Source organism: Amycolatopsis sp. FBCC-B4732 (assembly GCF_023008405.1).
In the GTDB taxonomy this organism is placed as follows: domain Bacteria; phylum Actinomycetota; class Actinomycetes; order Mycobacteriales; family Pseudonocardiaceae; genus Amycolatopsis; species Amycolatopsis pretoriensis_A.
The window spans coordinates 5,397,663-5,415,973 of sequence record NZ_CP095376.1; the positions used below are offsets into that span (position 1 = coordinate 5,397,663).

Sequence of the window (18,311 nt, forward strand, 5' to 3'; positions counted from 1 at the left end):
CCTCAACCGCGGGTCCCGGTGGAGCGTGTCCGCCCCGCAAGAAGCGGTTCGCTCGACCGGAGGAGAGAGAAATGCGCACCATCGCTCGGATCGGCGCGGCACTGGGGATCACGGCGGTGGTCGCCACGGCGACCGCGGGGGTGGCCTCGGCCGCGCCGGCCGGCTACAAGGTGGACGTCAACCACAGCACCGGCGGCTTGGCCACCTCGACCTGGGGAGACCTCAGCTGGTCGACGTCCTTGCGGACGGTCACCATCACCGGTCGCCAGGTCTTCGTGAAGGCCGGGGAATGCTATTCCCTGGACATCGCCGGCTACCAGGGCTCGACCAAGATGACGCCGTCGTTCACCGACAGCGACTGCGCGGACAGCGGCGTGAACGAAACCTGGACGTACCCCAACCCGCTGTCGCTGTCCACGACCGTGCCCGGCGGGATCGACCACGTGATCGTCCGGCTGACCGACACCGGGCACAAGATCATGCACTACGCCAACTGTTACCAGTCCGCGTCGGTCTGCCAGAAGAACTACTGACGCCTGCCGGGTAACGATCAGCCGCGATCCGGGCGTCCTCGCGGTAACGGGCCTCAAACACCGCCGCGAAAACGCCGATGAACCGGGTAGCGACCCCCGGAGGCGGCGATGACCACGGCGACCCGATCCCCGCAAAGCACCCTCGTCCACTCGTACCTGTTCCTGCGGCGGGCCATCGGGCTCATCGGCCTGGCCCTCCCGTTCGTCCTCATCTTCGGCAAGCAGCTCGTCCAGGGCGGTGACCTGATCGGCTCCCTCAGCGGCTACTACTACACCGACGTCCGCGACGTCTTCGTCGGCTCGATGTGCGCGGCCGGGGTGTTCCTGCTCGCCTACTACGGCCACGACTTCGCCGACAACGTCGTCAGCAGCGTCGCCGGTCTCGGGGCGATCGGGCTCGCGTTGTTCCCGACCACCCCGGACCACGACGTGACGGCCTGGGACCGGACGTCGGGTGTGCTGCACCTCGTGTTCGCCGCGGTGTTCTTCCTCGCGCTGGCCTACTTCTGCCTGCGCCTGTTCCCCCACGACGGCGAGCAGTCCCCGGGCACCGGGATCGTCTACCGCGTCTGCGGCGCGGTGATCCTGGCCGCGCTGGCGCTGATCGCGCTGACCAGCTGGCTGCGGCTGCTGCCCGGCTGGCACCCGGCACTGTGGCTGGAGAGCGCGGCGGTGTGGGCCTTCGGCGTCGCCTGGCTCGTGAAGGGGCGGACGATGACGCCCCGATGATGTCAGGACGGGTGGGCCGATCTCGACAGGGGTGAGACAGCCGGAGGTCACTCGTGGACGTCGCACTCGCGATCAGCGCCTCAAGTCTGTTGATCGCTGCGACGTCGTTCGTGATCAACTGGCGGAAGTCAGCCAGAGAAACGAACACCCAGCAGCTGAGCGACGTCCTCGACCACATCCGCGCGAATTATGCCCAGCTCAACACCGCTTCTCGGGAAGTCGCACGGAACAACTGGACCGACACCCTTCCCATTCTGACCAAACCCGGCTGGCTCCTCAGCGAGCCGATTCCGCTGGAGTCAGTCCATTTGACCATGCGCGCACAGCCCAGCGAGGACGTCGAACTGGAACGAACTCTCTCGGCAGCCGAACGGGCTCTGTCACAGATACCCGGGGCCCGCCCGTTCCATCGTTATACCGAAGCTCTCAGAAAGCTCGGCCCGGCAGAATTCTCTCTACAACGGTCGGATATACCGACTCCTCAGCGTCCACTGCGAAGCAAGGCGTCTCGACCTCTGTTTCACGACGGGACGCTACTTCGACCACCTGGACACCTCGCTGGTCCTGACTTTGGAGGCGGCAGCCCGCCAGCTCGCAGGACGGAGGAATATTCTCGCGGGTCGATACCGGCACTGGCTCCGCGACCCCTTCAGTCTCAACCGTCGATCGCCAGGTCTCGGCGTCAACACGTTGACGATTCGCCGGAGCCCGGAGCAATGCAGCTTCTTCCTGCACCGGAGAGACGGAGGCTTCGTGGCGGAGGGTCCCGACATCCTCCACGTCATACCAGCCGGAGAGTTCACACCTTCGGACATCGGGTTGAGCGCGCTCCGTGAAGACTTCGACCTGTGGAAGAACATCATGCGTGAGTACGGAGAGGAGTTCTTGAACGTCGAAGAAGCTTATGGTCGCGGCGGACGACCGATCGACTACTCGCGGGACGAGCCGTTCCACCGGCTGCACGCAGCCTACGTCTCGGGGGAGTTGACTGTCCGGGTCCTCGGAATCGGTCTCGACCTCCTCGACTGGAAACCGAGCCTGTACACCGTGTGCGTGCTCGATTCACCGACATTCGACGAGATCTTCGCAGCGATGGTATCGAGTGGACCGGAGGGGACCATCCTCGTGGGCCCGGAGGGGCAGGGTATCCCGTTCACCGAGGAGAATGTCCGCCTCTACACCGGCCATCCGGGCACCGTGAACGCCGGAGCCGCTTGTCTCGAACTCGCTTGGCGTCATCGTGACGCGCTCGGAGTGGCTCCACCTCCCTGAAACGCGGCAGCTCGGCCTCGAAGGACGCCCAAGAGTGTGCCGTAGCCCACTCGACCGGGCCACTCCACTGGTTACCGACGGGTAACAAGGGCTATCGTGCGGTCAAAGACCTCTACTTCATGGAGCACCAGTGGCCGCACCAGCAACGCCGCTCGCGCCGAACGCGCGGGGCGTGCGAAACGTCGCCTTCGTCGAGGGGGTACGGACCCCCTTCGGCAAGGCCGGCGACAAGGGCATCTACGCCGGGACGCGGGCGGACGACCTCGTCGTCAACGCCATCCGCGAGCTGCTGCGGCGGCACCCCGAACTGCCGCCCGAGCGCGTCGACGAGGTGGCCATCGCCGCCACCACCCAGATCGGCGACCAGGGCCTGACCATCGGCCGGACCGCCGCGCTGCTCGCCGGGCTGCCGAAGTCCGTGCCGGGCTTCGCCATCGACCGCATGTGCGCCGGCGCGATGACCGCCGTCACCACCGCCGCTTCCGGCATCGGCTTCGGTGCCTACGACATCGCCATCGCCGGTGGCGTCGAGCACATGGGCCGCCACCCGATGGGTGAAGGCGTCGACCCGAACCCGCGGATCATCGCCGACAAGCTCGTCGACCCGACCGCGCTCGTCATGGGCCAGACCGCCGAGAACCTGCACGACCGCTTCCCGGCGATCACCAAGCAGCGCACCGACGCCTACGCCGCGCGCAGCCAGGAGCGCTACGCCGAAGCCGTCAAGACCGGCAAGATCGGCCCCGAGCTGGTTCCGGTCGCCACCCGCTCCAAGGAGCTGGGCTGGGGCCTGGCCACCGAGGACGAGCCGCCGCGGCCCGGCACCACGCTGGAAACCCTCGCCGGGCTGAAGACGCCGTTCCGCCCGCACGGCCGGATCACCGCGGGCAACGCGGCCGGCCTCAACGACGGTGCCACCGCCTCGCTCCTCGCCGACGAGGACACCGCCCGCGAGCTGGGCCTGCCGGTCGCCATGCGGCTGGTCGGCTACTCCTTCGCCGGGGTCGAGCCGGAGGTCATGGGCATCGGCCCGGTGCCGGCCACCGAGAAGCTGTTCAAGCGCACCGGTCTCTCCATCGACGACATCGGCCTGTTCGAGATCAACGAGGCCTTTGCCGTGCAGGTGCTGGCCTTCCTCGACCACTTCGGCATCGACGACGAAGACCCGCGCGTGAACCAGTGGGGCGGCGCCATCGCGTGCGGCCACCCGCTGGCTTCCTCCGGCGTCCGGCTCATGACGCAGCTGGCCCGCCAGTTCGCCGAGCGGCCCGACGTGCAGTACGGCATGACCACGATGTGCATCGGCATCGGCATGGGCGGCACCGTGATCTGGGAGAACCCGGCCTTCGAGGGGGCGAAGTAATGACTTTCACCGCTGAAGAAGCGAAGGCCGCGTTCCCGGACGAGGTCGTCACGAACGCCGTCACGCGGCTGGTCAAGGTGCCCGGGCTCGCCAAGCCCGTCGCGCTGATCACCCTCGACAACGGCCACGACCACACCCGGCCGAACACGTTCGGCCCGCAGGGGCTCGTGTCGCTGAACTCCGCGCTGGACAAGGCTTTCGAGGCCGAGCCGGCCGCGATCGCCGTCACCGGCAAGCCGTTCATCTTCGCCGTCGGCGCCGACCTCTCGGGCGTCGAGTCCGTGAGCGACCCGAAGCTGGCGCGCGAGATCGCCCAGACCGGGCACGACGTGTTCCGCCGCCTCACCGAAACGAAGATCCCGACGTTCGGGTTCATCAACGGCGCGGTCATGGGCGGCGGCCTCGAGCTGGCGCTGTCCTGCCACTACCGGACGCTGTCGGAGAACACCGCCGCGATCGCGTTCCCCGAGGTCTTCCTCGGCCTGTTCCCGGGCTGGGGCGGCACGCAGCTGCTGCCGAACCTCATCGGCGCGGACGCCGCCGTCACGGTGATCATCGAGAACGCCCTGGCGCAGAACAAGATGCTGAACGTCAAGCAGACGGCCGAGCTCGGCATCGTCGACGCGGTCTTCGGCTCGGCCGACTACCTCGAGCAGTCGCTGCTGTGGCTGGCCAAGGTCGTCAACGGCGAGATCACCCCGGCCCGCCGGGAGATCGACCGCGGTTCCGGCTGGGACGCCGCGATCGCCCGCGCCAAGTCCATTGTGGACGGCCGGACGCACGGTGCCTCGCCGGGCGCGGCCAAGGCCGTCGAGCTGCTGGAGCTGGCCCGCGAGAACGATCTCGACCGCGGGTACGCGGCCGAGACCGACGGCCTCGCCGAGCTGCTCATGTCCGACGTCCTGCGCGCCGGGCTGTACTCGTTCAACCTGGTCAACAAGCGCGCCAAGCGCCCGGCCGGCGCGCCGGACAAGAACCTGGCCCGCAAGGTGAACAAGGTCGGCATCGTCGGCGCCGGCCTGATGGCCAGCCAGCTCGCGCTGCTGTTCGTGCGCCGTCTGAAGGTGCCGGTCGTGCTGACCGACGTCGACCAGGAGCGCGTCGACAAGGGTGTCGGCTACGTCCACGCCGAGATCGACAAGCTCCTGGGCAAGAAGCGCGTCTCCCCGGACGGCGCGAACCGGCTCAAGGCGCTGGTCTCCGGCTCGCTCGACAAGGCCGCCTTCGCCGACGCCGACTTCGTCATCGAAGCCGTCTTCGAGGAGCTGGGCGTCAAGCAGCAGGTGTTCGCCGAGCTGGAGCAGCACGTCAAGCCCGAGGCGATCCTGGCGACGAACACCTCGTCGCTGTCGATCACCGCGATGGCGTCGAAGCTGCAGCACCCCGAGCGCGTGGTCGGCTTCCACTTCTTCAACCCGGTCGCCGTGCTGCCGCTGCTGGAGATCGTCCGCGGCGAGCAGACCGACGACGCGTCGCTGGCGACCGCGTTCTCGGTCGGCAAGCAGCTCAAGAAGTCCAGCGTGCTGGTGAAGGACGCGTCGGCGTTCGTCGTCAACCGGCTCCTGCTGCGCTTCCTCGGCGAGGTGCTGGTCACCGTCGACGAGGGCACGCCGTTCGAGGTCGCCGACTCCGCGCTCGAGCCGCTGGGCCTGCCGATGACGCCGCTGACGCTGATGCAGCTCGTCGGCCCGGCCATCGCGCTGCACGTCGGCGAGACGCTGCACGAGGCGTTCCCGGACCGGTTCACCGTGTCCGACAACCTCGCGAAGTTCGTCAAGGCGGGCAAGAAGGGCGTCTGGGTCTGGGATGCCCAGGGCAACCAGTCCGCCGACCCCGAGGTCGTCGAGCTGTGGACGCAGGGCGACAAGCCGTCCACTTCGGAGCAGGTGCGTGACCGGGCGCTGTCCGCGATCGCCGAGGAGATCCGGATCATGCTCGACGAGGGCGTGGTCGCCGAGGCGCAGGACATCGACCTGTGCCTGATCCTCGGCGCGGGCTGGCCGTTCTGGAACGGCGGCATCACGCCGTACCTGGACCGCTCCGGCGTGTCCGAGCGCGTGAACGGCAAGCCGTTCCTCGCCCCGGGCGTGGCCTCGGTTCCGGCCGGCTAGTACTCGCCCTCCCGAGGGCACTTCGGCGGCGGCGCGGTGAGTTTCAGCTGCGCCGCCGTCGCGTCGGAGTCGATGACCGTCACCCGCTCGGCCTTCCGGAAGCGGGCGTGCAGCTCCTGCGCCCACGCCTTCAGGTCGGTGCCCGGGACGGCGAGCAGCGACACCGACGGCGGGTCGACGAACACCCGCCGCGCCTTCGGGTCGTCGCGCACGGCCGGCATCGCCGCCCGCAGCTCGGCGTCGGCGGGGAAGACCACCACCACCGCCGCGCACAGCGTGTGGCCGGCCAGCGGCGCCGGGTTCGTGTCCACCGGCAGGTCCGGCGGGCGCTTCAGGGCCGCGACGCCGAAGGCCAGCCCCACCCCGACGGCGGCGGCCAGCGCGATCACCGGGACCAGCACCCGGACCAGCGGCTTCTCCTCCACGTCCAAGATCACAGCACACGTTGGCCGCCGGGACACCGCCCGTTCACCCCGGCGGCTTAGCGTCCGCGCGTGACCACCGACAGACGCCGGTTCCTCAAGGGTGCCGGGCTCGCGGCCGCCGCCGCGGGCATCCCCCTCCCCGATCCCGACGTCGACCTGAGCCGGCTGTGCGGCCGCTACCAGTGGCTGGTGGGCGACCACCACACGCACAGCCAGTACTCCTACGACGCGATGTACCGGATCGACCAGATCGCGCACGGCGGGCGCGCGCACGGCGCCGACTGGATCGTCTTCACCGACCACGGCCACGCCGAGCACGAGAAGGTGTCGGTCGAGCCGACCGAGGCGGACTTCCTCGCCGCCCGGCGCAAGTACCCGGACCTGCTGCTGTGGCACGGCATGGAGTGGAACGTCCCGGGCGCCGAGCACGCGACGGTGTTCTTCCAGGCCGGCGACCGGCAAGCCGCGAAACTGCGCGAGTTCGAGCGAACCTTCGACTGGCGGCTGACGAACTCCGAGGCGTCGAGCCCGGCGAACGAGGCACTCGCATTGCGCGCGTTGCGCTGGCTCGCCGACGAAGAGCGCGCAAAACGCATCCACGCGCCGGTCGTGCTGATCAACCACCCGCTGCGCAACGGCCGCGTCGCCCCGCACGAGCTGCGGGCCTACCGCGACGCCGCTCCGCACATCGTGATCGGCATGGAGGGCGCACCCGGCGCACAGGCCGACGGCTTCCCGAAGCCGCTCGGCAACGGCGGCGCGCGCGGCGGCTACGCCAACAGCGCGGGCGCGAACTCGTGGCCGGGCTTCCCGCCGGAGGCGTACCGGACGTACGGCGGCTGGGACTGGTCGACGGCGAAGGTCGGCGGGCTCTGGGACTCGCTGCTCGCCGAGGGCAAGCCGTGGTGGATCACCACCAACTCCGACTCGCACTACAACCGCGGCGACACGCTGATCCGCCCGCCGGTGGCGGACGACTGGTACGACACGCACGGCAAGTACCCCGACCCGGTCGACAGCGGCGTCCCGCAGCTGGTCCCGCCGTACGCGGACTTCTACCCGGGCGAATTCAGCCGCACGCACGTCGGCGTCACGCGGCGCAGCCTCGAAGGCGTGCTGGAGGGCCTGCGCGCGGGCCGGATCTGGCTCTCGCACGGCGGCCTGGTCCAGTCCCTCGAGGTCGGCGCGTACGGCGGCGGCTCGGCGGCGACACTGGGCGGCCGCCTGCGGGTCCGGCGCGGTTCGGACGTGACGGTCGTGGTCTCCGCGCGGCTCGCGTCCCGCCCGAACGGCGGCGGCTCGATCCCGCGCCTGGCCCGGCTGGACGTGGTCGCCGGCCCGGTCACCGGCCCGGTGCGCGACCCGGACACGATGACGGCGCCGGGCACGCGGGTGGTGGAGTCGTTCGAGCCGCGCTGGGCGCCCGGCCGGCAGGTCGTCTTCCGGCACACGTTCCGCACCGTGCGTGCGCCGTTCTACGCGCGGATCCGGGGATCGAACGGCGATGCCGAGCCCACGCCGGACGTCCTCGGGCAGGCGAACCCGTTCGACGACCTGTGGCTGTACGCGAACCCGATCTTCGTGGACGTGCGTTAGCGCACCGGCAGGTGGACGGTCACCCCGAGGCCGCCGCCCACGATGGGTTCCGCCGTCACGCTTCCGCCGTGGGCCTGGACCGCCGCCCGCACGATGGACAGGCCCAGGCCGGCGCCGTTGCGGGCGGTGCGGGCGACGCCCGCGCGGCGGAACGGCTCGAACAGCTCCGCCACCGTCGCCGGGTCCACCAGGCCGCCCGAGGAACGGACCCGCAGCATCGACCACTGCGGGCCCGGCTGGGTCACGATCTCCAGCCAGCCGCCTTCGACGTTGTGGCGGACCGCGTTCTCCAGCAGGTTGCCCGCGATCCGCTCCAGCAGCGCCGGGTCGCCGAACGCCGGGGCCGACGGGGTGGTGAACGCGGCCTGGATGCCGCGGTGCTCGGCTTCCCGGTGCACCGCGCGCCAGGCCCGGTCGACGACGACGGCCAGGTCGACCGGTTCCCGCACCCCGAGCCCGGCGCCGTCCGTGCGGGCCAGCAGCAGCAACGAGTTCACCAGCTGCCCGGCGCGCTCGGTCGCGTCGCGGACCACCCCGCCCATCCGGCGCAGCTCGGCCACGTCGGCGTCGTCGTCGGCGAGGGTGACGTCGAGTTCCGTGCGGATCACCGACAACGGCGTCCGCAGCTCGTGGCTCGCGTTCGCGACGAAGTGGCGCTGCGCGTCGAACGCGGCCTGGAGCCGGTCGAGCATGTCGTCGAACGTCTCGGCCAGCACGGCCAGCTCGTCACGCGGGCGCACCCCGCCGATCCGCTCCCCCAGCGACTCGACCGACAGCCGCCGCGCGGTGCCGGTGATCTCGCGCAACGGGAGCAGCACGCGGGAGGTGAACGTCCAGGCCAGGATCGCCGCGGCCGCGACCACGAGCAGGAACGCGATCGAGCCGAACAGCAGCATCCGGTCGCGGGCGTGCACCCGCAGGTGGTCGGCGAGCGTCGAGGCGTCGACCGTGACGCCGTCGACGACCACCGTGCTGCCCGGCGGCATCTGCGGCACGGTGTCGAGCGAATCCCGGACGAGCGTCCAGGCCAGCCAGAGCAGCAGCAGGCTGACGGCGGCGACGAGAACGGTCGCCAGCAGGGTGATCCGGACGCGGAGGCTGCGGGTGCCCAGCAGGTTCACGCGCGTTGCGGCGTTCCGGGTTCCGGCACCCGGTACCCGGAACCGACGACGGTCTCGATGATCCCCGGCTCGCCGAGCTTCTTGCGCAGCGTCATGACGGTGACCCGGACGGTCGTGGTGAACGGGTCGGCGTTCTCGTCCCACACGCGTTCGAGCAGCTCTTCGCTGCTGACCACCGACCCGGCGGCCGACAGCAGGACCTCGAGGACGCCGAACTCCTTGCGCGTCAGCTCGACCGGCCCGCTGGCCCGGCGGACGGTCCGCTTGGCCGGGTCCAGCTCGACGTCCCCGGCGGTGAGCAGCGGCGGCGCGGCCGGGGTGGCCCGGCGCCCGAGCGCCCGGACGCGGGCGACCAGCTCGGGGAAGGCGAACGGCTTCGCGAGGTAGTCGTCGGCGCCGAGGGAAAGCCCTTCGACGCGGTCGGACACCGAACTGCTCGCGGTGAGCATCAGCACCCGGGTCAGCTCCCCGGACGCGACGATCTCCCGGCACAGCTCGTCCCCGGACATCCCGGGCAGGTCCCGGTCCAGCAACACGACGTCGTACCGCGTGACGGCGGCCTTCTCGTGCCCGTCGTCACCCGTGAGCGCGACGTCCACCGCCATGCCCTCGCGGCGCAGGCCACGGGCGATCGCGTCGGCCAGGGGTTCTTCGTCCTCGACTACCAAAACTCGCACGAACCCACAATCCCATATCTTCCTGAGAGTGCCCTTTAAGGACTGTGTGTGACCGGTGAGAGCCACCGCAGCGCGAACCACAGGCGCATCCGGACCTCGGGGTCCGCCAAGTCCACGTCCAGCGCCCGCTCCACCTGCGCGATCCGGTGCCGGACGCTGTTGCGGTGCACGCCCAGCTCGGCCGCTGTCGGCTCCCAGCCGCCGTGGTGGGCGAGCCACGTCCGCAGCGTCGGCACCAGCGACCGGTCCCCCGCCCGGTCGAGGGCCACCAGCGGTTCCAGCGCCCGCTCGGCGAAGCCACGGGAAGCGCCCGGGTCCACCAGCGCGTCGAGGTCGAGCGGCGAGTCGCCCGCCACGACCGGGCGCCCCAGTGCCCGGGCCCGCGCGAGCAGCGAGTCGACCTCACTCTCGGACAGCCGGCCCGCCGGTGCCGGGGCGCCCGCCGCCGCCAGCCAGCCGTGGGCGCGCAAGTCTTCGAGCACCGCGAGCGGCGGCGCGGACCCCACGATCGCCACGAACCGGCCGGGGCGCACCGAAACGAGCGGGGTGTCGAGCCGGGCGCGCAACCAGTCGGGCCGCTGGGCCACCTCGCCGGGCCCCCGCCGGTACGCGGCCCCGGCGACCAGCCGGACGACGTCCGAGCCGAGCAGCGCACGGGCCACCCCGCCGGGGGACGTGCGGCCGAGCAGCAGGCCGGTCGCCGCCGCGCCCAGTCCGGCCGCGTCCGAGCCGGCGCGCCCGACCAGGCCGAGCAGGGCCGCGCCGACCGCGAGGATCGCCCGCTCGGCGCCGTCGAAGCGCGCGGGCCTGCCGACCACCACCAGGTGCGACGCCGTCGCCTGCGGGTACACCGGCTGGACCACCACGAACCCGCCGTCGACCTCGGTGGTCGCGCTGCGGATCCCGCTGCCCGCCCGCACGGTCGCCACCAGCTCCCGCACCTGGAGCGGCAACGGCGTGGGCGCGTCGTGCGCCGAGGCCAGGACATCCCCGGCGCCGACCAGCGCGACCCACGACCGCAGCTGGCCGGCCAGCGACGACGTCAGCTCGCCCAGCCCGCCGCCCGCCGCGCGGGTCAGCGTCTCCCGGGCCGCCGTGATCCGCCGCTGCTCGCGCTGCCCGGCCTCGGTGAGCGCGACCGACACCGCCCGGTTGATCGCCAGGAACGGCGTCCGGGCAGGCACCACGAGCAGTGGCAGCCCGTACCGCGCGCAGGCCCGGCGCAGCGGCTCCGGCAGCGTCTCGAAGACCGTCGGGGTGAGCCCGAACCCCAGGGCCGTCACGCCGGCGTCGCGCAGCCCGCGCACGTACCGGTCGACCCGGTCCGGCAGGTTCACCCCGGCGGTGAGGATCAGCTCGCCGCCGACCAGGTAGGGCGCGGGGTCCTGCAGCTCGCTGACGTGGGCCCAGCGCACCGGCGCGTCCAGCGCGCCCGGCCGCAGGGTCTCGGGGACGACGTGGAGCGCGAGCTCCCGGTTGCCGACCACGTCCCGTAACGGGACATTCACTTCGGTGGGCACCGAATCCGTGATCGAGGTCATTTCATCCCCAAAGAGGTCGACGTGGAGATGAATCATCCCATGCCGGAGGGGTGGCGGGCGAACCTACGGTGACCCGAACACCACCGCCACGAAGGTAAGGAGGCCACCGTGACCGGCGACTACGCGGTGATCGCGTTGTACATCGCGGGCATGCTGGGGGTCGGCTGGTACGGCCTCAAGCTCGCGAAGACGAAGTCCGACTACCTGGTCGCCGGGCGGCGGCTGGGCTGGTTCATGTACTCCGGCACGATGTCGGCCGTCGTGCTCGGCGGCGCGTCCACCGTCGGCGGCGTGAAGCTCGGCTACACCTACGGCATCTCCGGCATGTGGCTGGTCGTCAGCATCGGCGTCGGCATCCTCGTGCTGCACACGCTGTTCGCGCGCCGGCTGGTGAAGCTCAAGGTCTACACCGTCGGCGAGATGCTCGACCTGCGCTACGGCGGCCGCACCAGCGCGGTGTCCGGCGTCGTGATGTGGGGCTACACGCTGATGCTGACGGTCACCTCGACGCTGGCCTTCGCGACCATCTTCAAGGTGCTCTTCGACCTGCCGAACTGGGCGGGCATCGCGGTCGGCGGCTCGATCGTCGTCCTCTACTCGGTGCTCGGCGGCATGTGGTCGATCACGCTCACCGACATCGCCCAGTTCGTCATCAAGACCATCGGCATCCTGGCGATCCTGCTGCCGGTCGCGATCAGCTCGGCCGGCGGCTTCAGCGGGATGAGCGAGAAGCTCGACGCGAGCTTCTTCAGCTTCAGCTCGATCGGCACCGACACGATCATCACCTACTTCGTCGTCTACACCTTCGGCCTGCTCATCGGCCAGGACATCTGGCAGCGCGTGTTCACCGCCCGCACCCCGGGGATCGCGACGTCCGGTGGCATCACCTCCGGCGTCTACTGCCTGGTCTACGGCCTGGCCGGCGCCCTGATCGGCACCGCGGCGCACGCGCTGTACCCGGACCTCGCCAGCGCGCAGGACGCCTTCGCGACGATCGTCGAGCGCCTGCTCCCGACCGGCGTCCGCGGCCTGGTGCTGGCCGCCGCGCTCTCGGCGATGATGTCGACGGCGAGCGGCGCGCTGATCGCCTGCTCCACCACCACGACGTCGGACCTGCTGACCAAGTTCGGGCTGAAGAAGGGCGGCGAGGTCAGCCGCAACCGGCTCGCCACGCTCGTGCTCGGCCTGCTCGCGATCGGCATCGCGATGGTCGTCGACGACGTCGTCAACGCGCTCACCATTGCCTACGACATCCTGGTCGGCGGCCTGCTGGTGGCGATCGTCGGCGCGCTGTTCTGGAAGCGCGGCACCCGCCAGGGCGCGTACGCGTCGATGGTGGCCGGCACGATCTCGGTCGTCGCGTTCATGATCATCGACGGCGTCGACGCCAACACCCCGATCTACTGGGGCCTCGGCGCGAGCCTGGTGGTGTACCTCGCCGTCAGCTTCGCCACGCCCCGCACGGCCGACTCGATCCTTTCCGTCTGGACCCGCCGACTCAACGGCGAAGAAACGCCCACCCCGACCCGGGAACAGGAGCCCAGCAGTGCCTAACATCGGACCCCTCGACTCGTCGCGCGTCCCCCGGTTCGCCGGCTTCGCGACCTTCGCGCGGCTGCCGCGCATCGACCAGGTCGACCACGCCGACGTCGCCGTCGTCGGGGTGCCCTTCGACTCCGGCGTGTCCTACCGGCCCGGCGCCCGGTTCGGCCCGGCCGCCGTCCGCGAGGCGAGCCGGCTGCTGCGGCCCTACCACCCGGAGCTGGACGTCTCGCCGTTCGAAGCGAAGCAGGTCGTCGACGCCGGGGACATCGCGGTCAACCCGTTCAACATCGGCGAAGCGATCGAGACGCTGCAGCAGGAAGCCGAAGCGCTGCAGGCGAACGGGACGCGCCTGGTCACGGTCGGCGGCGACCACACGATCGCCCTGCCGCTGCTGCGGGCCGCGGCGAAGCGGCACGGACCCGTGGCGCTGCTGCACTTCGACGCGCACCTCGACACCTGGGACACCTACTTCGGCGAGCCGTACACCCACGGCACCCCGTTCCGGCGGGCGTCGGAGGAAGGCATCCTCGACACGAGCGCGCTGTCGCACGTCGGCACCCGCGGCCCGCTGTACGGCAAGCGCGACCTCGAAGAGGACCGCCGCCTCGGCTTCGGCATCGTGACTTCGGGCGACGTCCTCCGGCGTGGTGTCGCCGAGACCGTCGACGCCCTGCGCCAGCGCATCGGCGACCGGCCGCTGTACATCTCGGTCGACATCGACGTCCTCGACCCGGCCCACGCGCCCGGCACCGGCACCCCCGAGGCGGGCGGCATGACCAGCCGCGAGCTCCTGGAGATCCTGCGCGGCCTGCGCGACCTCAACCTGATCGGCGCGGACGTCGTCGAGCTGGCCCCGGCCTACGACCACGCCGAGATCACCGCCATCGCGGCTTCCCACGTCGCCTACGACCTGGTGAGCCTGCTGAGCCTGGGGAAGGGCGAATGACGCGCATCGGCGGGGACGTCGTCGTCGAAACCCTGCGCGCGCTGGGCGCCGACACGGTGTTCGGCCTGCCCGGCCAGCACGCACTGGGCCTGTTCGAGGCCCTGCGGCGCGCGGACGACCTGCGGGTGATCAGCGGGCGCGTCGAGAACAACCTCGCGTTCGCCGCCGACGGCCACGCCCGCGCCCGCCTGGCCGCCGACCCCGACGGCCCGGTCCCGGTGACACCCCTGATCGTCTCGACCGGCCCGGGCGCGCTGCTGACGTTGGCGTCCCTGCAGGAATCCCGCGCGGCTTCGGTACCGGTGCTGGGAATCTCCAGCCAGATCCCGGCCGCCGGCCTCGGCGGCGGCCGCCACGGCTACCTGCACGAGCTGCCCGACCAGCAGGCGAGCTTCTCGGGCGTCGTGAAGTCGGTGCACGTCGTGCGCCACGCGAGCCAGATCCCGTCGGCGCTGCGCGAAGCCTGGACGTCGGCGGCGACCGCACCGTACGGCCCGGTGTGGGTCGAGATCCCCCAGGACGTCCTGCTCGGCCCGGCGGGGATCCCGCCGATCACGTCGGTGTCGGCGGCTCCCCCTCCCCTGGAACCCTTGCCGGAGCTGGTCACGGCGGCGGCCGAACTGCTGGCGGCGGCGTCGAACCCCGTGATCCTGGCCGGTGGTGGTGCCCTGCGATCCGGCGCGCACGCGGAGCTGACGGCGCTGGCGGAAGCGTTGCGCGCACCGGTGATCTCGACGTTCGGCGGCAAGGGCGTCTTCGCCTGGGACCACGAGCTGTCCGGCCGCTCCTGGCTGGAGGACTGGCACACCACGGAGTTCCTGGCCGACGCCGACGTGCTGCTGGTGCTCGGCTCCGGCCTGGGCGAGCTGTCCAGCAACTACCGCGAGTTCGCCCCCCGCGGCCGCGTGATCCAGGTCGAGGCCGACCTGGGGAAACTGGAGTCCAACTACCCCGCCCTGGGCATCCACGCCGACGTGCGACCGGCGGTGCAGGCGCTCCTGGAGTGGGTGCCGATGCGGCGCTCGGACGGCCGGGCCGAGGCCGCGGTTTCGGGCTTGCTCTCGCGGGTCGAGTCCCGGTTGGCCGGTCAGGACCTGGGGGTCGAACGCAAGCTGATCGACGACATCCGCGCGGCGGTCCCCGAGGGCACCCAGACGTTCTGGGACATGACGATCGCCGCGTACTGGGCCTGGTCGGCGTGGAACCCCGAAGGCGCCCCGATCCACACGGCACAGGGCGCGGGCGGCCTCGGCTACGGCCTCCCGGGCGCGCTCGGCGGCGCGGCGGCCGGGCGCCCGGCACTCGCGGTCTCCGGCGACGGCGGCGCGATGTACGGCATCGCGGAGCTGGCCACCGCGGTCCAGCACGGCCTGGACGTCACCTGGCTGGTGATCGACGACGGCGGCTACGGCATCCTGCGCGAATACCTCACGGACACCTTCGGCCGCACCACGGCGACCGAGCTGTCCCGCCCCGACTTCGTGGCGCTGGCCGCCTCCTTCGGCGTACCCGCGACGCTGTCCTCTTTGGACAAGGTGGGCACCGACCTCGCCGAGGCGCTGCGCACGCCGGGGCCGTCCGTCGTCGTCCTCCCCGCGCTGCTGAAGATGTTCGCGCCGACCCACCTGGAGCAGGCATGACCCGCACGCTGGACCTGACCGACCCGGCGACCGGCGAGGTGTTCGGCACCAGCCCGGTGGCCTCGCAGTCCGATGTGGACGCGGCGCTCGAATCGGCGGCGCAAGCGTTTGCGATCTGGCGCCGCAGCACCCCGGCCCAGCGGCAGCTGGCACTGCTGAAGATCGCCGACGCCCTGGAAGCCCGAGCCGGGGAGTTCGCCGACCTGGAGGTCCGCGAGACGGGCAAGATCCGCTCCGTGGTGCTCGACGAGGAGATCCCGGAGTGCGTGAGCGCCCTGCGCTTCTTCGCCGGCGCCGCCCGCCACCTCGAGGGCACCGCGGCCGGCGAGTACACGCCGGGCCACACCTCGGTGATCCGCCGCGAGCCGATCGGCGTCTGCGCCCAGATCGCCCCGTGGAACTATCCCCTGATGATGGCGGTCTGGAAGATCGCCCCGGCACTGGCCGCGGGCAACACGGTGGTGCTCAAGCCGGCCGAGACGACGCCGTCGACGGCCGTGCTGCTGGCCGGCGTCGCGGCGGAGTTCCTGCCTGCCGGGGCTTTCACCGTGCTGACCGGCGACCGCGACACGGGCCGGGCTTTGGTCCGCCATCCGATCACCGCCCTGGTCTCGATCACCGGCTCGACCCGAGCGGGCATCGACGTGGCCACCGTGGCGGCGGCCGACCTCAAGCGCACGCACCTGGAACTGGGCGGCAACGCGCCCCTGCTGGTCTTCCCGGACGTCGACCTCGCCGCGACGGCCGAGGGCATCGTGGGCGCGGCGTTCTACAACGCGGGCCAGGACTGCACGGCGGGCAGCCGGGTCCTCGTCCACGAGTCGATCCACGACGACTTCGTCGCCGCGCTGGCCAAGGTCGCCGCGTCGCAGACTCCGGGCGTCGACTACGGGCCGCTCAACAGCGCGGCGCAGTTCTCGCGCGTCGAGGGCCTCATCTCGCGCCTGCCTTCCCACGCCCGCATCGAGACCGGCGGCACACGATCCGGCGCGACAGGCTTCTACTTCTCCCCCACGGTGGTCTCCGGCCTGCACCAGGACGACGAGATCGTCCAGGAGGAGATCTTCGGCCCGGTCATCACGGTCCAGTCCTTTTCGGACGAAGCCGACGGTGTCGCGCTGGCCAACGGCGTCCCGTACGGCCTGGCGTCGTCGGTCTGGACGAAGGACCTCGGCGTCGCGGCGCGGGTCTCGGCGGAGCTGGACTTCGGCTGCGTCTGGATCAACACCCACGGCCCCCTGGTGGCCGAGATGCCCCACGGCGGCTTCGGCCACTCGGGCCACGGCAAGGACCTCTCGGGGTACGCCTTCACCGAGTACACCCGCGTCAAGCACGTGATGACGAGGTTCGCATGAGCGACAAGATCACGGAGGTCGAGCAGCACGGCATCGCCCCGATCCCGCCGGAAGAGCAGACGTCCCGCCCCCGCGACCTGTTCCGCATGGCCTTCGGCGGCGCGAACACCTTCGCCACGATCATCCTGGGCACGTTGCCGATCGCGTACGGCCTGAGCTTCCGCGACGCGGCCCTGGCGACAGCGCTGGGCGTGGTCGTCGGCGGCCTGGTCCTGGCCCCCATGGCGCTGTTCGGCCCGCGGACACGCACGAACAACGCGGTCTCGTCGGGCGCGCACTTCGGGGTGGTCGGCCGCTGCGTCGGCTCGTTCTTGTCGCTGCTGACGGCGATAACGTTCTTCGCGATCTCGGTCTGGGTGAGCGGCGACGCGGTGGCCGGCGCGGCACAAAGACTGTTCGGCTTCGACGGCGGCGCGGCACTGCGCGGCATCGCGTACGGCGTGATCGCGATCGCCACGCTGGTGGTGTGCATCTACGGCTACCGCTTCATGCTCCTGGTCAACCGAATCGCGGTGGTACTGGGCACCCTGATCATGCTCCTGGGCGTAGTGGCGTACGGCGGCTCGTTCGACCCGGGCTACGGCGGAACGGGAGCGTACGCACTGGGCACGTTCTGGCCGACGTTCACCCTCGCGGCCCTGACCGCACTGGCGAACCCGATCAGTTTCGGCGCGTTCCTGGGCGACTGGGCCCGCTACATCCCGGCCAGGTACAGCAAGCGCTCGCTCTTGACCGCACCATTCCTGGCCCAGGTGGCAACGCTGCTCCCGTTCGGCTTCGGCATCGCAACGGCAACACTGGTGGCGAACCCGGCCGACTACATCACCGGCCTGACCGCGATTTCCCCGCTCTGGTACGCAATCCCGCTGATCGTGGTGGCGCTGATCGGCGGCCTGTCCACGGGAACGACGTCCCTCTACGGAACGGGCCTGGACTTCAGCTCGATCTTCCCCAGACTCTCCCGAGTCCAGGCAACGCTGCTGATCGGCACCCTGAGCGTGGCCTTCATCTTCATCGGCAACTTCGTCCTGGACATGGTGTCGAGCATCAACGCCTTCGCCACCCTGATCGTCCTGTGCACGTCCCCGTGGATGGTGATCATGATGATCGGCTTCGTCCAACGCAGAGGCTTCTACGACGTAGAAGACCTGCAGGTGTTCAACGAAGGCCGCCGTGGCGGCCGCTACTGGTTCGCGAGAGGGGTGAACTGGCGCGCAATGGCAGCGTGGATCCCAGCTACAACACTGGGCCTGCTGTGCGCGAACACCCCGATGATCACGGGCCCCCTGAAGGACATCGCAGGAGGAGTGGACATCAGCCTGCCGGCAACACTGCTGACAGCGGCGATAACGTACCCAGTACTGGTAAAGCTGTTCCCGGAGCCCGCAGAAGTCTTCGCGACATCCCGCACCCCGCCCCCAGCCCCGCTCAAGCTGGGCGGTCATCCCGTCGCCTGA

The 18,311-nt window shown here is 70.9% G+C and carries 15 protein-coding genes; 11 read left to right on the forward strand and 4 right to left on the reverse strand.

Going from position 1 to position 18,311, the window contains the following annotated elements:
• Window positions 1–71: 71 nt before the first annotated feature.
• The 5 genes from MUY14_RS23210 (at window position 72) to MUY14_RS23230 (ending at window position 6,008) form a co-directional block, all read left to right on the forward strand.
• Window positions 72–533: a hypothetical protein gene (locus MUY14_RS23210; protein ID WP_247011785.1), complete on the forward strand. Its 462-nt coding sequence runs from the start codon at window positions 72–74 to the stop codon at window positions 531–533.
• A 108-nt stretch (window positions 534–641) separates the two neighbouring features.
• Window positions 642–1,262, forward strand: coding sequence for a DUF998 domain-containing protein (locus MUY14_RS23215; protein WP_247011786.1), 621 nt, complete (start codon window positions 642–644; stop codon window positions 1,260–1,262).
• Between the two features lie 753 nt (window positions 1,263–2,015).
• On the forward strand, window positions 2,016–2,534 hold the full coding sequence (locus MUY14_RS23220) for a hypothetical protein (protein WP_247011788.1): 519 nt from the start codon (window positions 2,016–2,018) through the stop codon (window positions 2,532–2,534).
• 172 nt (window positions 2,535–2,706) lie between these two features.
• Complete coding sequence (locus MUY14_RS23225; RefSeq protein WP_247025215.1) at window positions 2,707–3,897, forward strand: thiolase family protein; 1,191 nt, start codon at window positions 2,707–2,709, stop codon at window positions 3,895–3,897.
• On the forward strand, window positions 3,897–6,008 hold the full coding sequence (locus MUY14_RS23230; RefSeq protein WP_247011790.1) for a 3-hydroxyacyl-CoA dehydrogenase NAD-binding domain-containing protein: 2,112 nt from the start codon (window positions 3,897–3,899) through the stop codon (window positions 6,006–6,008). Before MUY14_RS23225 ends, MUY14_RS23230 begins: the two co-directional genes overlap by 1 nt.
• Here MUY14_RS23230 and MUY14_RS23235 read toward each other — a convergent pair.
• Window positions 6,005–6,445, reverse strand: a complete 441-nt coding sequence (locus MUY14_RS23235) for a hypothetical protein (RefSeq protein WP_247011791.1) — start codon at window positions 6,443–6,445, stop codon at window positions 6,005–6,007. The two genes, MUY14_RS23230 and MUY14_RS23235, sit on opposite strands and share 4 nt — an antisense overlap.
• Before the next feature lie 57 nt (window positions 6,446–6,502).
• On the opposite strand from MUY14_RS23235, the gene MUY14_RS23240 reads away from it, so the two are divergent.
• On the forward strand, window positions 6,503–8,029 hold the full coding sequence (locus MUY14_RS23240; protein WP_247011792.1) for a twin-arginine translocation signal domain-containing protein: 1,527 nt from the start codon (window positions 6,503–6,505) through the stop codon (window positions 8,027–8,029).
• Here the strand turns inward: MUY14_RS23240 and MUY14_RS23245 are convergent.
• The 3 genes from MUY14_RS23245 to MUY14_RS23255 are packed head-to-tail and all read right to left on the reverse strand — an operon-like array spanning window position 8,026 to window position 11,368.
• Window positions 8,026–9,150, reverse strand: coding sequence for a cell wall metabolism sensor histidine kinase WalK (locus tag MUY14_RS23245; protein ID WP_247011793.1), 1,125 nt, complete (start codon window positions 9,148–9,150; stop codon window positions 8,026–8,028). The genes MUY14_RS23240 and MUY14_RS23245 overlap by 4 nt on opposite strands.
• Window positions 9,147–9,827, reverse strand: a complete 681-nt coding sequence (locus tag MUY14_RS23250; RefSeq protein WP_247011794.1) for a response regulator transcription factor — start codon at window positions 9,825–9,827, stop codon at window positions 9,147–9,149. Before MUY14_RS23250 ends, MUY14_RS23245 begins: the two co-directional genes overlap by 4 nt.
• Before the next feature lie 35 nt (window positions 9,828–9,862).
• A complete protein-coding gene (locus tag MUY14_RS23255; protein ID WP_247011795.1) occupies window positions 9,863–11,368 on the reverse strand; it encodes a PucR family transcriptional regulator in 1,506 nt (501 codons plus the stop codon).
• Between the two features lie 108 nt (window positions 11,369–11,476).
• Between MUY14_RS23255 and MUY14_RS23260 the strand changes: the two genes are divergently transcribed.
• From MUY14_RS23260 to MUY14_RS23280, 5 genes are read left to right on the forward strand one after another with little or no spacing between them, the layout of a single operon-like run.
• Window positions 11,477–12,922: a sodium:solute symporter gene (locus MUY14_RS23260; protein ID WP_247011796.1), complete on the forward strand. Its 1,446-nt coding sequence runs from the start codon at window positions 11,477–11,479 to the stop codon at window positions 12,920–12,922.
• Window positions 12,915–13,859, forward strand: coding sequence for an agmatinase (gene speB / locus MUY14_RS23265; RefSeq protein WP_247011798.1), 945 nt, complete (start codon window positions 12,915–12,917; stop codon window positions 13,857–13,859). The genes MUY14_RS23260 and speB overlap by 8 nt, the downstream gene beginning before the upstream one ends.
• On the forward strand, window positions 13,856–15,499 hold the full coding sequence (locus MUY14_RS23270) for a thiamine pyrophosphate-binding protein (RefSeq protein WP_247011800.1): 1,644 nt from the start codon (window positions 13,856–13,858) through the stop codon (window positions 15,497–15,499). The genes speB and MUY14_RS23270 overlap by 4 nt, the downstream gene beginning before the upstream one ends.
• The gene (locus MUY14_RS23275; RefSeq protein WP_247011801.1) at window positions 15,496–16,854 is read left to right on the forward strand and encodes an aminobutyraldehyde dehydrogenase; all 1,359 of its coding nucleotides are present in this window, start codon (window positions 15,496–15,498) and stop codon (window positions 16,852–16,854) included. Before MUY14_RS23270 ends, MUY14_RS23275 begins: the two co-directional genes overlap by 4 nt.
• Entirely contained in the window at window positions 16,851–18,311 is a 1,461-nt protein-coding gene (locus MUY14_RS23280; protein WP_247011803.1) for a cytosine permease, read from the forward strand. The genes MUY14_RS23275 and MUY14_RS23280 overlap by 4 nt, the downstream gene beginning before the upstream one ends.

Bases quoted from the DNA above. Each gene is read 5' to 3' on its own strand.
- MUY14_RS23210 (WP_247011785.1), top strand. From the start codon at position 72: ATGCGCACCATCGCTCGGATCGGCGCGGCACTGGGGATCACGGCGGTG.
- MUY14_RS23215 (WP_247011786.1), top strand. From the start codon at position 642: ATGACCACGGCGACCCGATCCCCGCAAAGCACCCTCGTCCACTCGTAC.
- MUY14_RS23230 (WP_247011790.1), top strand. From the start codon at position 3,897: ATGACTTTCACCGCTGAAGAAGCGAAGGCCGCGTTCCCGGACGAGGTC.
- MUY14_RS23255 (WP_247011795.1), bottom strand. From the start codon at position 11,368: ATGACCTCGATCACGGATTCGGTGCCCACCGAAGTGAATGTCCCGTTA.
- MUY14_RS23270 (WP_247011800.1), top strand. From the start codon at position 13,856: ATGACGCGCATCGGCGGGGACGTCGTCGTCGAAACCCTGCGCGCGCTG.
- MUY14_RS23275 (WP_247011801.1), top strand. From the start codon at position 15,496: ATGACCCGCACGCTGGACCTGACCGACCCGGCGACCGGCGAGGTGTTC.
- MUY14_RS23280 (WP_247011803.1), top strand. From the start codon at position 16,851: ATGAGCGACAAGATCACGGAGGTCGAGCAGCACGGCATCGCCCCGATC.